The sequence below is a fragment of the Pseudoalteromonas sp. GW168-MNA-CIBAN-0100 genome, from assembly GCF_040309225.1.
Lineage (GTDB): Bacteria > Pseudomonadota > Gammaproteobacteria > Enterobacterales > Alteromonadaceae > Pseudoalteromonas > Pseudoalteromonas arctica.
The window spans coordinates 1-270 of record NZ_JBEOOL010000582.1; the positions used below are offsets into that span (position 1 = coordinate 1).

General features: G+C 37.8%; 1 protein-coding gene. It reads right to left on the reverse strand.

Features of this window, described 5'->3' with window-relative positions; genetic code table 11:
* The coding region (locus tag AAEY62_RS22530; protein ID WP_350636639.1) for a uroporphyrinogen-III C-methyltransferase at positions 1–270 on the reverse strand (270 nt) is incomplete at both ends.

Genomic DNA, 270 nt, shown 5'->3' on the forward strand with positions numbered 1-270 from the left:
CTCCTTAACTTGCTGCGTGCTTTGTAAGTTTACTTTAGGGTTAAAGTTTAGCTGCTCTTTTTCTAGATTAGACAGCGACTTTAAAACCATTTTTGTAACATCATCATCTTGTTTAAAGTATTCAGCCACTAAACGTTTTGCTTCGCTTAGTGCTGCAAAGTAAACACTGGCGTGCTTGCTCAATAATGCATCTTGCGCTTGCGTTATATAAAGCTTAACTCTTTGATTTACCAGGTGTCGCTGTTGTTCACTTAATAATGGCTCTATAGC